Origin of the sequence: Maricaulis sp. (assembly GCF_048270095.1) — a bacterium.
Lineage (GTDB): Bacteria > Pseudomonadota > Alphaproteobacteria > Caulobacterales > Maricaulaceae > Maricaulis.
In genome coordinates this window covers 28,445-39,369 of the sequence record NZ_JBLWTL010000009.1, presented here as the reverse complement: position 1 = coordinate 39,369, position 10,925 = coordinate 28,445, and the positions used below count along the sequence as shown (strand labels likewise).

Here is a 10,925-nt window from a genome sequence, read left to right as displayed (position 1 = left end):
TAAGCCCGCATTGGCTTGCGGGTCAACGCCAAGGTCTTGGTTAGGCGTGTGAAACCTGTAATAATTGATATCACACCCGCGCCAGCACAGCACCCCAGGTGAATCCGCCGCCCAGCGCTTCCATCAAAACCAGGTCGCCAGGCTTGATGCGACCGTCCTGAACCGCGCGATCAAAAGCCAGCGGGACAGAGGCGGCCGAGGTGTTGCCGTGATCGGCAACGGTGGAGATGACCTTGTGGGTCGGAATAGACAAGCGCCGGGCCACGCCTTCCAGGATGCGCTGATTGGCCTGGTGCGGGACGAACCAGTCGATGTCGGCAATCCGGATGCCGGTCCGCGTTGCAATCGTGCTCATGGACTCAGCGATATTGGTGACCGCATGGCGGAAAACCTGATTGCCGAGCATACGCAAATGCCCGACCGTACCTGTCGAGGACGGACCGCCATCAACGTGGAGCAAATCCTTGAAGCGGCCGTCTGACCGCAAATAAGTTGCCAGTATGCCTGGCTCGGCGGCGGCATCGGCGCCGGGCTCGTGCGCCTGCAGCACCATGGCGCCTGCGCCATCACCGAACAGCACGCAAGTCGAGCGATCGGTCCAGTCGAGAATCCGCGACATGGTCTCCGCGCCGACCACCAGAAGATTGCGGGCCTGGCCGCGCGCGATGAAATTATCGGCGATGGTCAGCCCGTAGATGAAGCCGGAACAGACAGCCTGGACATCAAAGGCAGCGCCGCCACTGACACCGAGGCGGGCCTGGAGCAAGGTCGCGGTTGAGGGGAAGGTGAAGTCCGGTGTCGTGGTCGCGACGATAATCAGATCGATATCGTCCGGGGTCAGCCCGGCCTGTTCAATCGCCCGGCGGGACGCGATCTCGGCCAGATCGCAGGTTGTCTCGTCATCAGCTGCGATATGACGCTGACGGATGCCCGTGCGCTCTCGGATCCAGCTATCGCTGGTGTCCACCATGTTGGAGAGCTCGTCATTGGATAAAATCCGGTCCGGCAAATAGGAGCCCAACCCGGCAATACGTGCTCTAAATTCACTCATGACGCCGCAGCGATATCCTGTTCTTCGAAGCTGGCAAACCTGTCCAGATTCTTGCGAATCTGGCTCATGAAATCGCTCTTCGCCATCACCTGGGCGAGGCCGAGCGCCGAGGCAAAACCTTCGCCATCGGCGCCACCATGGCTTTTGACCACGATACCCTTGAGGCCGAGCAATACCCCGCCATTGATATAGCGCGGATCCATCCGGCGCTTGAGCCGGTCGAGCGCACCCAGGGCCAGCAGACCCGCAGCCAGCTTGGCAAAGAAGGAACTTGTGAGCGCCTCGCGCACCCAGCCAGCGACCAGTCGGGCTGTACCTTCAGCGGTCTTGAGCGCGATATTCCCGGTGAAACCGTCGGTGACGACGACATCGATAATGCCGGCGCTGATATCATTGCCTTCGATAAAGCCCTGATAGGCCATGTCGAGGCCGGAATTGCGGATCAGCCCGTCGGCTTCGCGAACGATGTCGTTCCCCTTGAGCTCTTCCTGGCCAACATTCAAAAGGCCGACGCTCGGATGCTCACCGCCAAATACGGCGCGGTGATAGGCCTCGCCCATAATGGCGAATTCAACCAGTTGGGTCGCTCCGCACTGCACATTGGCGCCAACATCGAGCACGACAGTATGCCCTTTGGGCGTCGGCCAATTGGCGGAAATGGCCGGGCGATGAATGCCCTTTTTCATCCGCAGGATAACTTTGGAAATCGCCATCAACGCACCGGTATTGCCGGATGAAACGACGGCATGGGCCTCACCGGCCTTGACGCTCTGGATCGCGTTCCACATTGACGACCCGCGCGCCCGGCGCACGGCCTCGGCGGGCTTGTCGGTCATCTGGACCAGGGTATCTGAATGGCGTAATTCGCAGACAGCGGCCACCTTGGGATGCTTCAACAGCAAGGGTCCAAGCGCCGCTTCATCGCCGTGGAGCAAATAACGGGTCTGGCGCTCAGGCCAGCGCTTGAGTGCGTACCCGATTCCCTCGACCACAGCCTTGGGACCCAGATCGCCACCCATGGCGTCTACGGAAATGATAATTTCAGCGTTCATAGACAAACAAATCTGTCCCAAACGACGGCTTCGGCCGCCGGACGATGGCGGAACTTAGCCGATGACCGATGAGATGCAACACGTGAACTCGGTTGTCACGGAGACAGCAAAGCCGGCAATTCACCGCTTGCCAGCGCCTGCCCGCCTGTTTCATCAAGGGCGGCGACCACTGTCCGGACATAGCGCGCCAATGCTGTGGCCCGTGGATCAACGGTTTCGCCCGCCAGCAGGTTTCGTGACAGGGCCAGCTCCAGCGCCGCCGGATCCGCGTCGTCCAGGGCGCTGGCATAGCTCTGCGCCCGGCCATAAAACCCCTCGGCCATGAAGCGAACCTTCTTGCCGACGCCGGAATCACCGACACCCAGCTCGCGCATGGCGATATCGAAATCCTCGAACATCGTGTCGAACACGATCTGGCTGACAACCCGCCCGGCCTCACCGCCATCCCGGCGCAAGGTCCGGATCGCCAGCGCCGCGTGCAGCAGGATCAGCTCCAACCGTCCCTCGAGCGTATCGGGCACGCCCGCTTCGCCATACAGGGCCGGCTGCCGGGCCGCCTGCAGGAGGGCACGGTAGAGCGCCGTTCCGATCGCCTTTTCAGGCCTCGGCCTGAACCAGTTCCGCCACATGTGATCGGGGCTCCCTAATCTTCGCGCTTGAAGCTAAGCTGCACCTTGTTTAGGTCAAGGTTGGCATACAGACCGCCCGTGCGGTCTCGAGGAGTGTTTCATGAGCCGTCGCGTTCGCCTGTCCATACTGATTGCCGCCTGCGCCCTGGGCGCTTCGGCATGCAATCCGATCCTTCGTTCCCATGGCTATCGCTACACGCTCGGCCAGGAACCCTCGATCATGCCCGACGAGGACTCGCGCGATTCGGTCATGCAACGGCTGGGCAATCCATCGATGCGCGGGACGTTCGACGAGAACACCTGGTTCTACGTCTCGGCAACACGCGAATCCCTGGCCTATCTGCGCCCCGTAACGCGCGACCGCCGCATCGTCGCCATCCGCTTCAATGACGAGACCGGCGTCGTGACCGATGTCGTGGAATACACGCTCGAAGACGGGCGCATGGTTGATTATGTCAGCCGTGAAACCCCGACCCGGGGCCGTGAGCTGAGCCTGCTCGAGCAATTGCTCGGTAATATCGGCCGCCTGCCCGGCCAGCAGTTCGGCGGCGAGGAAAACCTCCCCGGCGGCGCTGGCGGACCCCGCCGCAACCAGTAAGCGCTTCAGAGCCAGACATGAAAAAAGCCCCGGTCCTACGACCGGGGCTTTTCTCTGTGTGATGATGAGCGCGTGGGCAGGACGCAAGGCGCCCTGCCCGGATCCGCTCTAGCGGGCCAGGAAGGCCAGCAGCAAGAGTGCCACGATATTCGTGATCTTGATCATCGGATTGACCGCAGGACCGGCTGTATCCTTGTAAGGATCGCCGACCGTGTCACCGGTAATGGCCGCCTTGTGGGCTTCGGAGCCCTTGCCGCCATGATTACCGTCTTCGATGTATTTCTTGGCATTATCCCAGGCACCGCCGCCGACAGTCATCGAGACTGCAACGAAGAGACCATTGACGATCACACCCATCAGCATGGCGCCGACAGCTGCAAGCGCCTGTTCCTGTCCGGCGAGCGCGTCGATCGCAAAGTAGAGCACGATCGGCGAGAGCACTGGCAGGAGGGACGGCACGATCATTTCCCGGATCGCGGCCTTGGTGAGAATATCAACGGCGCGGCCATAATCGGGCTTTGCCTTGTATTCCATGATCCCGGGAATTTCCGCGAACTGGCGACGGACCTCGGTGACAACCGCACCTGCAGCCCGGCCAACCGCCATCATTGACATGCCGCCGAACAGGTAAGGCAAAAGCCCACCGAACAGGAGGCCGACGATGACATAGGGGTTTTTCAGGGAGAAGTCGGGTGCGAGGTGGAGCAGGTGTTCCACATCGGTCGTGTAGGCCGCGAACAGCACCAGGGCACCAAGACCGGCGGAACCAATGGCATAGCCCTTGGTCACGGCCTTGGTGGTATTGCCGACCGCATCAAGCGTATCGGTGGTGTTGCGCACGCTTTCATCAAGCCCGGACATTTCGGCGATACCGCCGGCATTGTCCGTAACGGGACCGAAGGCATCGAGCGCCACGATCACACCGGCCAGAGCCAGCATGGTGGTGACCGAGATCGCAATGCCGAACAGGCCTGCCAGCGAATAGGTCGCAATGATACCGGCGATGATGATCAAGGCCGGGATCGCGGTGGCTTCAAGCGAAACCGCCAGACCCTGGATGACATTGGTGCCATGTCCGGAAACCGAGGCTTCCGCCACCGAACGGACCGGGCGATATTCCGTGCCGGTATAGTATTCGGTGATCCAGATAATCGCACCCGTGACCGCCAGACCGACGAGACCGGAGAAGAACAGGTTCTGCCCCGTGATCATCAGGCCGGACACCTCGGCGATATCGCCCATGCCGTTCGGCAGGAAGTAGGATGTGACCAGCCACAGGCCGCCCACTGACAGCACGCCCGCGGCGATCAAACCCTTGTAGAGCGCGCCCATCACATTGGTGCCCTTGCCCAGACGGACGAAGAAGGTGCCGATGATCGAGGTGACGATGCAGATCGCTGCAATGGCGAGCGGGTAGAGCATCATGGTCACACCGAGCGCGCCGGTGAAGAAGATCGAGGCCAGAACCATGGTCGCGACGATGGTCACAGCATAGGTTTCGAACAGATCCGCTGCCATACCGGCACAGTCGCCAACATTGTCGCCGACATTGTCGGCAATGGTCGCTGGATTGCGTGGATCGTCTTCAGGGATACCCGCTTCAATCTTGCCGACCATGTCGCCGCCAACATCCGCACCCTTGGTGAAGATACCGCCGCCGAGACGCGCAAAGATCGAGATCAGCGACGCACCGAAACCGAGCGCGACGAGCGAATCAACGACCATGCGGTCAGCCGATTCAAAGCCCATCAGATTGGTCAGGATCCAGAAATAACCGGCCACACCCAGCAGGGCGAGACCCGCCACCAACATGCCGGTGATCGCACCGGAACGGAAAGCGATGTCCAGACCTGCCGCCAGGCTTTTGCTCGCTGCGTGGGTCGTGCGCACATTGGCACGAACCGAGATCAGCATGCCGATAAAGCCGGCCGCGCCGGACAGGATGGCACCAACAAAAAAGCCGGCAGAAACCTGCCAGCCAAGGAAAAATGCGATCAGGATGCCGACGGCGACGCCGACCATGGCGATCGTGGTGTACTGGCGTTTGAGATAGGCGTTAGCGCCTTCCTGGATGGCCGATGCAATTTCCTGCATCTTCTCTGTTCCGGCACTCTCCTTCATCAAACGTTGTGTCTGAACGACACCGTAGATGAGCGCGAGAATGGCCGCTGCAATTGCTAGTAAAAGCATGTTCATGGCAGGTAGCCCCGTTTTTATTTCTGCGGATTGGTCGAGGAAGGAAACGGGGAAAGCACGAACGTGAGAATCACGTCGACCTATTTCATACCTCCCCGATAGGCCGGACTATGCCCAAAGCCTTCGAGCGGCGCAACACGCCTTGTGGAGAGATTGAAATGCGGGCGGCCGGACCCGTCCGGCAGGGGTATTAGCGCCGCAGCATACGGGTGTCTTCGCCGCTCAACCGGATCTCGGCGATCGCCGACGCACCATAATATTCGCGCAACACGGCGGTCCAGACCTGGGTCGCCAGATCACGGTTGAGACCGGAGCCCTCAGCGTTGGACAGCGACATTCGCGAGGCCGCGCGGACCATCGCATCAAGGGCAAAATGGGTGCGCTCCTGCATCGTCCAGACATTCTGGCCATCGCCGGCGCGCACGTGCACGCGCACATAGGCATAGCCAGTCAGCCGACCATTGAGCGAGAGGGGGGCAACAACGGCGGGAAGCGTGAAGACGCGAGGGTCTTCCAGCATCTCATCCTCGACCGCGGTTTCCTCGTCGGCTGGCGTCGCCGGCAGATGGAAGAGCGTCAGAAAGCGGTTCACCGGCCCGGAATTGTCGGATCCGCCTCCACCACCGCCGCCACTCGCCAGCGCTGTAGACGCGAAACAGGCAGACAGGACTATCGCCAGGAAAATACGCATGATCACCTCACCTTGAGTGGCAATCATGCCAGAGCGGCGTCAAAAATGCGTAAATCCGCCCGCGCCTGTCTCCAGGGGCTCGCCATCCTCGCCGAGCAGCGCGACCCCCGCCCCGTCCGCGACCAATCCGACCCGGGTCAGGACCAGGCCGGTCTCGCGGCCAAGACGCTCGATAGAGGCCCGGCAGTCCTGCCGCGCGCAGAACAGTAATTCATAATCATCACCGCCCGTCACCAGCGTCACCAGGCTGGCGCCGGGGGCTTCCTGCAGCCAGCGGCGCGACTGGGGCGAAAGCGGAATCTGCCCCGCCTGCAGCTCCAGCCGGACCCCGCTCACGGCAGCGATATGGCCCGCATCCGCGATCAACCCGTCAGAGACATCAAGACAGGCCGAGGCCAGACCGCGCAGCGCGACGCCAAGCTCCAGACGCGGGCTTGGCCGCCGGGAGCGCTCCAGCAGCACCGGGTCTGCGGCCAACGCGCCGCGAGATATTTCCAGTCCCAGCCTGGCATCGCCAATCGTGCCGGAGACCCAGACATCATCACCGGCCCGCGCACCGCGGCGCAGCAGGGCGGAACCGCCGGGAACTTGCCCCAGCAGGGTCAGACTGATCGTGAATGGGCCAGGGCCTGACGTGGTGTCGCCGCCCAACAGGGCCAGGCCGAACCTGTCCTGGGCGCTGGCCAGGCCATCGACGAATCCGTCGCGCCAGGCCTGGGTCACGCCGGCGGGCCAGGCAATCGAGCTGAGATATCCGAGCGGTTCAGCCCCCATCGCCGCGAGATCAGACAGATTGCTCCGCAACGCGCGTTCGGCGGCGACCTCCGGCGGATCGGTCTCAAGGAAATGCACGCCCGCCACCAGCATGTCACTGGCCACCACGATCTGGCAGCCGGGAGCAGGCGTCAGTACGGCCGCGTCATCGGTGAGGTCAAGCGCCGCCGGATGGCCGCGGGCGAGCGGGGCCAGACGCGTTCGAATGAAACCGAACTCGCCGCCGCCCGCCATTGCTCAGAGCTCGCCGGGGCGAGCCTGGCGCGCGCACTTGTCGAGCGCGGCATTGACGAATTTCGGCTCGGAACCCTCGAAGAAGGCATGCGCGACATCGACATACTCGTCGATGACGACGCGCGCCGGGACATCGGCTTTTTCGAACAATTCATAGCCGCCCGAGCGCAGAATGGCGCGCACGGTCGCGTCCAGACGCTCAAGGCGCCAGCCATCGGCCAGCAATGCATTGATCGCCAGATCAACGGTGGCCTGTTTGGTGACTACGCCCGCAACAAGGGCGTCGAAGAAGTCTTCGTCGGCTTCGACAAAATCAGCGCCCTCGCCCTCATGTCCGAAGCGGTGCTCGCGAAACTCGGCGATCACATCGGCCGCGCCGCGCCCGGAGATTTCCATCTGGTACAGGGCCTGGACGGCGGCAAGCCGGGCCGCCCGGCGCAAGCGTGCGCGGTTGTCCGACGGGGTCTCATTGTTCTGCGCGCTCATGGAGCTCTCCTGAACCGGTCTCTCAGCGCGATCAGTGCGAGGCAGGCCCCGGCCACATCTGCGCCCTTATCCTTGTCGATCGCCCGCTTGAGCGCCTGGTCACGATTTTCAACTGTCAGAATACCATTGCCCACCGCGACGCCGCGCAGGGAGATATCCATCAGGCCGCGCGCCGATTCGCTGCAGACATAGTCATAATGCGTCGTCTCACCACGAATAACGCAGCCCAGCGCGACATATCCGTCAAAACCGGCTTCGCCAAGCACGGCCTGCGTGATCGCGCCGGGAATTTCCAGCGCGCCGGGCACTTCGACGATCTCGAAGCTGGCGCCGGCCTTGGTCAGCGCCTGGCTGGCGCCGGTGACGAGGGCATCTGCGATATCGCGATAGAAGCTGGCGGCAATGATCAGGATACGAGGCTGGCTCATCACAGAGTCTCCGGGAAATGGCGCTGTTCGCTGACACTGAGCCCATAACCTTCAAGGCCGACTATGGTTTGCGGCTTGGTCGTCAACAGGATCATATCGCGCACGCCAAGATCGAGCAGGATTTGGGCGCCCACGCCATATTCACGCAGCCGCCGGGCATGGCGCTCATTTTCCGGGAGTGCCGGATGCGCGCCCAGCCGCTCGACGATCGCCGTGTGGCTGGTCTCGCGGATCAACACCATCACGCCAGGCCCGTCATGACGCGACAGCGACCGGATCCCCGCCTCGACGAGCCCGCCGCGGCCACCGCCATCATTGAGCACGTCATCAACAAAGCTGACCTTGTGCATGCGCACCATGGTCGGCGCGTCGGCCGAGGGCTGGCCCTTGACCAGGGCAACATGCTCGGAGCCATCAAGCGTGTTGCGGAACACGACCAGTTTGAACGGCCCGCCCCACTCGCTTTTGAACTCGGTTTCAAGGCGGCGTTCGATGAAGCGGTCATGCTTGCGGCGATAGGCGATCAGATCCGCAATGGTACCGATCTTGAGACCGTGCAATTGCGCAAAGGCGACCAGGTCAGGCAGTCGCGCCATCGTGCCGTCTTCATTCATGATTTCGCAGATCACGCCGGCCGATCCGGCGCCGGCAAGGCGTGCGACATCGAGTGAGGCTTCGGTATGGCCGGCCCGAACCAGCACGCCGCCATCACGGGCGACGAGCGGGAAGACATGGCCCGGCGTCGCAATATCATCGGCGCCCAGCGCCGGATCGGTGGCAACCTGGATGGTGCGCGCACGATCATGCGCCGATATGCCCGTGGTGACACCTTCGCGAGCCTCAATTGAGATTGTGAAGGCCGTCTGGTGACGCGAACGGTTATCCGACGCCATCAGCGTCAGGCCGAGCGTGTCGCAACGCTCCTGGCTCATCGCGAGGCAAATCAGGCCGCGGCCATGCTTGGCCATGAAATTGATCGCATCGGGTGTCGCAAACTTGGCCGGAATGACCAGATCGCCTTCATTCTCGCGATCTTCGGCATCGACCAGGATGAACATGCGCCCATTGCGCGCATCCTCGATCACATCCTCGATCGGAGACAGGGGGATATCACTCACGCGGAAGCCTCCGGAAATTCGCTCAGACGGGCGGCGTAGCGCGCCATGAGGTCAACCTCAAGGTTGACGCGCGCCCCGGTGCGCAGCTGACCCAGTGTCGTCGCACTGGCCGTATGGGGGATAATCATCACTTCAAAACTGTCGGCCGTGACCGCATTGACCGTCAGCGAGACGCCATCGATCGTGATCGAGCCCTTGCGGGCAATGAAGCGATTGAGGGAAATTGGCGGCGTCACTGTAAAGACAATCCAGCTGCCCTCCTCGCGGCGGCCCCGGACTTCGCCGACACCGTCGACATGCCCGGTGACGAGATGACCACCCAGCTCATCACCGATCTTCAGTGCGCGCTCGAGATTGACCATGCTGCCGATTGCCCATTCGCCCAGCGTCGTCAGGCGCAATGTCTCCGGCGAGACCTCGACCGCATACCAGCCACCCGAGGCCGCAGGCCCCTTCTCGACGACAGTCAGGCAAGCGCCAGCATGGGCGATGGATGCACCAAGCTCGATTCCGTCAGGCGCGTAAGGCCCCTCGACCTCAAACCGTTTGACGGCCTCGCCGCTGATCGCTCGGATGCGCCCAAGCGCCGTGACAATTCCGGTAAACATCAGGAAATCCGCTCATAGCTTTCGTGCAAATCAAGCCCGCGCTCGACCAGGCTCACGCGTTGGAATGTGGGCGCAGCGCCCAGCCGCTCAAGGCCCAGAGCTGCGATTGCCCCCAACCCGTCACCGCCCAGCACGACCGGCGCGCGAAACCATTCGATGCGGTCAACCAGACCAGCCTGCAGGGCCGACGCGGCAATCGCACTGCCCGCTTCAATCATCACGCTGGCATATCCCGTCATGGCGGCGCCCAGATCGCGATCCCGGAAGAGGCGCACCCGGCGCGAGGTTTCGCCATGTACAGCTGCCGTGACGGGCGTACGGCCCGCCGTGTCCATGATCAGGATATCGGGCTGAACCGGCTGGGTGACACCCTCAGGCCGCGCGGTCAATTGCGGGTCGTCGGCGAGGATCGTCCCGATACCGGTCAGGATCGCTGCGTGGGCGGCGCGCATTCGGTGAACCTCAGCACGGCTTTCAGGCCCGGTAATCCACTGCGACACCCCGTTGGCGAGGGCGATGCGGCCATCGAGTGAGGTGGCGAGTTTGAGGGTGACACGCGCTCGATCGCTCGCGCTCATTCGGGCGCGTCTTCCGAATCCGGATGCCCGGGCGCGAGGTCTTCATCGGTGATGAATTCACGGAAATCCTGGACCTTGTGAAAGTCCTTATAGACCGAGGCGTAGCGGACATAGGCGACGGCATCGAGGTTTTTCAGGGCTTCCATCACCATTTCGCCGACCTTGTCGGAGGTGACGTCGCTCTCGCCGGTCGATTCCAGGCGCCGGACAATGCCGGAGATCATCTGCTCGATGCGCTCCGGTTCGATATTACGCTTCTGCATCGCCAGATGGATGGAGCGGTTGAGCTTTTCGCGGTCGAACTGGACCCGCCGTCCGGACTTTTTCAACACAGTCAGCTCGCGCAATTGCACACGCTCAAACGTGGTGAAACGGGCCGAGCACGCCGGACATTGCCGGCGACGGCGGATGGCATTCCCGTCCTCGGCCGGACGGGAATCCTTCACTTGGGTGTCTAGATGACCGCAAAATGGACAACGCAT

At 62.4% G+C, this 10,925-nt stretch carries 13 protein-coding genes; 1 reads left to right on the top strand and 12 read right to left on the bottom strand.

Features of this window, described 5'->3' with window-relative positions; genetic code table 11:
- Positions 1–70: 70 nt before the first annotated feature.
- The 3 genes from ACN0YJ_RS07330 to ACN0YJ_RS07320 form a co-directional block, all read right to left on the bottom strand.
- A complete protein-coding gene (locus ACN0YJ_RS07330; RefSeq protein ID WP_417495785.1) occupies positions 71–1,051 on the bottom strand; it encodes a beta-ketoacyl-ACP synthase III in 981 nt (326 codons plus the stop codon).
- Positions 1,048–2,103 (bottom strand): phosphate acyltransferase PlsX, encoded by a 1,056-nt coding sequence (plsX, locus tag ACN0YJ_RS07325; RefSeq protein WP_417476278.1) that lies wholly within the window; start codon positions 2,101–2,103, stop codon positions 1,048–1,050. Before plsX ends, ACN0YJ_RS07330 begins: the two co-directional genes overlap by 4 nt.
- Positions 2,104–2,198: 95 nt before the next feature.
- Positions 2,199–2,732 carry a ubiquinol-cytochrome C chaperone family protein gene (locus ACN0YJ_RS07320; RefSeq protein WP_417495784.1) on the bottom strand — a complete coding sequence of 178 codons (534 nt, stop codon included), beginning with the start codon at positions 2,730–2,732 and terminating at the stop codon, positions 2,199–2,201.
- Between the two features lie 100 nt (positions 2,733–2,832).
- Between ACN0YJ_RS07320 and ACN0YJ_RS07315 the strand changes: the two genes are divergently transcribed.
- Positions 2,833–3,330, top strand: a complete 498-nt coding sequence (locus ACN0YJ_RS07315) for an outer membrane protein assembly factor BamE (protein WP_417476280.1) — start codon at positions 2,833–2,835, stop codon at positions 3,328–3,330.
- Positions 3,331–3,438: 108 nt separating this feature from the next.
- Here ACN0YJ_RS07315 and ACN0YJ_RS07310 read toward each other — a convergent pair whose 3' ends face one another.
- The 9 genes from ACN0YJ_RS07310 to nrdR all read right to left on the bottom strand — a co-directional run bounded on the left by ACN0YJ_RS07310 (position 3,439) and on the right by nrdR (position 10,925).
- Positions 3,439–5,526 carry a sodium-translocating pyrophosphatase gene (locus tag ACN0YJ_RS07310; protein ID WP_417476281.1) on the bottom strand — a complete coding sequence of 696 codons (2,088 nt, stop codon included), beginning with the start codon at positions 5,524–5,526 and terminating at the stop codon, positions 3,439–3,441.
- A gap of 190 nt (positions 5,527–5,716) precedes the next feature.
- Positions 5,717–6,217 carry a hypothetical protein gene (locus ACN0YJ_RS07305; protein ID WP_417476282.1) on the bottom strand — a complete coding sequence of 167 codons (501 nt, stop codon included), beginning with the start codon at positions 6,215–6,217 and terminating at the stop codon, positions 5,717–5,719.
- A 39-nt stretch (positions 6,218–6,256) separates the two neighbouring features.
- Positions 6,257–7,225, bottom strand: coding sequence for a thiamine-phosphate kinase (gene thiL / locus ACN0YJ_RS07300; RefSeq protein ID WP_417495783.1), 969 nt, complete (start codon positions 7,223–7,225; stop codon positions 6,257–6,259).
- A gap of 3 nt (positions 7,226–7,228) precedes the next feature.
- Positions 7,229–7,711 (bottom strand): transcription antitermination factor NusB, encoded by a 483-nt coding sequence (gene nusB, locus ACN0YJ_RS07295; protein ID WP_417495782.1) that lies wholly within the window; start codon positions 7,709–7,711, stop codon positions 7,229–7,231.
- Positions 7,708–8,139, bottom strand: coding sequence for a 6,7-dimethyl-8-ribityllumazine synthase (gene ribH / locus ACN0YJ_RS07290; protein ID WP_417476285.1), 432 nt, complete (start codon positions 8,137–8,139; stop codon positions 7,708–7,710). The genes nusB and ribH overlap by 4 nt, the downstream gene beginning before the upstream one ends.
- The gene (ribB, locus tag ACN0YJ_RS07285) at positions 8,139–9,257 is read right to left on the bottom strand and encodes a 3,4-dihydroxy-2-butanone-4-phosphate synthase (protein ID WP_417495781.1); all 1,119 of its coding nucleotides are present in this window, start codon (positions 9,255–9,257) and stop codon (positions 8,139–8,141) included. Before ribB ends, ribH begins: the two co-directional genes overlap by 1 nt.
- Entirely contained in the window at positions 9,254–9,865 is a 612-nt protein-coding gene (locus tag ACN0YJ_RS07280; protein WP_417495780.1) for a riboflavin synthase, read from the bottom strand. Before ACN0YJ_RS07280 ends, ribB begins: the two co-directional genes overlap by 4 nt.
- Positions 9,865–10,443: a RibD family protein gene (locus tag ACN0YJ_RS07275; RefSeq protein WP_417495779.1), complete on the bottom strand. Its 579-nt coding sequence runs from the start codon at positions 10,441–10,443 to the stop codon at positions 9,865–9,867. The genes ACN0YJ_RS07280 and ACN0YJ_RS07275 overlap by 1 nt, the downstream gene beginning before the upstream one ends.
- Positions 10,440–10,925 carry a transcriptional regulator NrdR gene (gene nrdR / locus ACN0YJ_RS07270; protein ID WP_417476289.1) on the bottom strand — a complete coding sequence of 162 codons (486 nt, stop codon included), beginning with the start codon at positions 10,923–10,925 and terminating at the stop codon, positions 10,440–10,442. Before nrdR ends, ACN0YJ_RS07275 begins: the two co-directional genes overlap by 4 nt.

Bases quoted from the DNA above. Each gene is read 5' to 3' on its own strand.
- ACN0YJ_RS07330 (WP_417495785.1), bottom strand. From the start codon at position 1,051: ATGAGTGAATTTAGAGCACGTATTGCCGGGTTGGGCTCCTATTTGCCG.
- plsX (WP_417476278.1), bottom strand. From the start codon at position 2,103: ATGAACGCTGAAATTATCATTTCCGTAGACGCCATGGGTGGCGATCTG.
- ACN0YJ_RS07320 (WP_417495784.1), bottom strand. From the start codon at position 2,732: ATGTGGCGGAACTGGTTCAGGCCGAGGCCTGAAAAGGCGATCGGAACG.
- ACN0YJ_RS07315 (WP_417476280.1), top strand. From the start codon at position 2,833: ATGAGCCGTCGCGTTCGCCTGTCCATACTGATTGCCGCCTGCGCCCTG.
- ACN0YJ_RS07310 (WP_417476281.1), bottom strand. From the start codon at position 5,526: ATGAACATGCTTTTACTAGCAATTGCAGCGGCCATTCTCGCGCTCATC.
- ACN0YJ_RS07305 (WP_417476282.1), bottom strand. From the start codon at position 6,217: ATGCGTATTTTCCTGGCGATAGTCCTGTCTGCCTGTTTCGCGTCTACA.
- thiL (WP_417495783.1), bottom strand. From the start codon at position 7,225: ATGGCGGGCGGCGGCGAGTTCGGTTTCATTCGAACGCGTCTGGCCCCG.
- nusB (WP_417495782.1), bottom strand. From the start codon at position 7,711: ATGAGCGCGCAGAACAATGAGACCCCGTCGGACAACCGCGCACGCTTG.
- ribH (WP_417476285.1), bottom strand. From the start codon at position 8,139: ATGAGCCAGCCTCGTATCCTGATCATTGCCGCCAGCTTCTATCGCGAT.
- ACN0YJ_RS07280 (WP_417495780.1), bottom strand. From the start codon at position 9,865: ATGTTTACCGGAATTGTCACGGCGCTTGGGCGCATCCGAGCGATCAGC.
- ACN0YJ_RS07275 (WP_417495779.1), bottom strand. From the start codon at position 10,443: ATGAGCGCGAGCGATCGAGCGCGTGTCACCCTCAAACTCGCCACCTCA.
- nrdR (WP_417476289.1), bottom strand. From the start codon at position 10,925: ATGCGTTGTCCATTTTGCGGTCATCTAGACACCCAAGTGAAGGATTCC.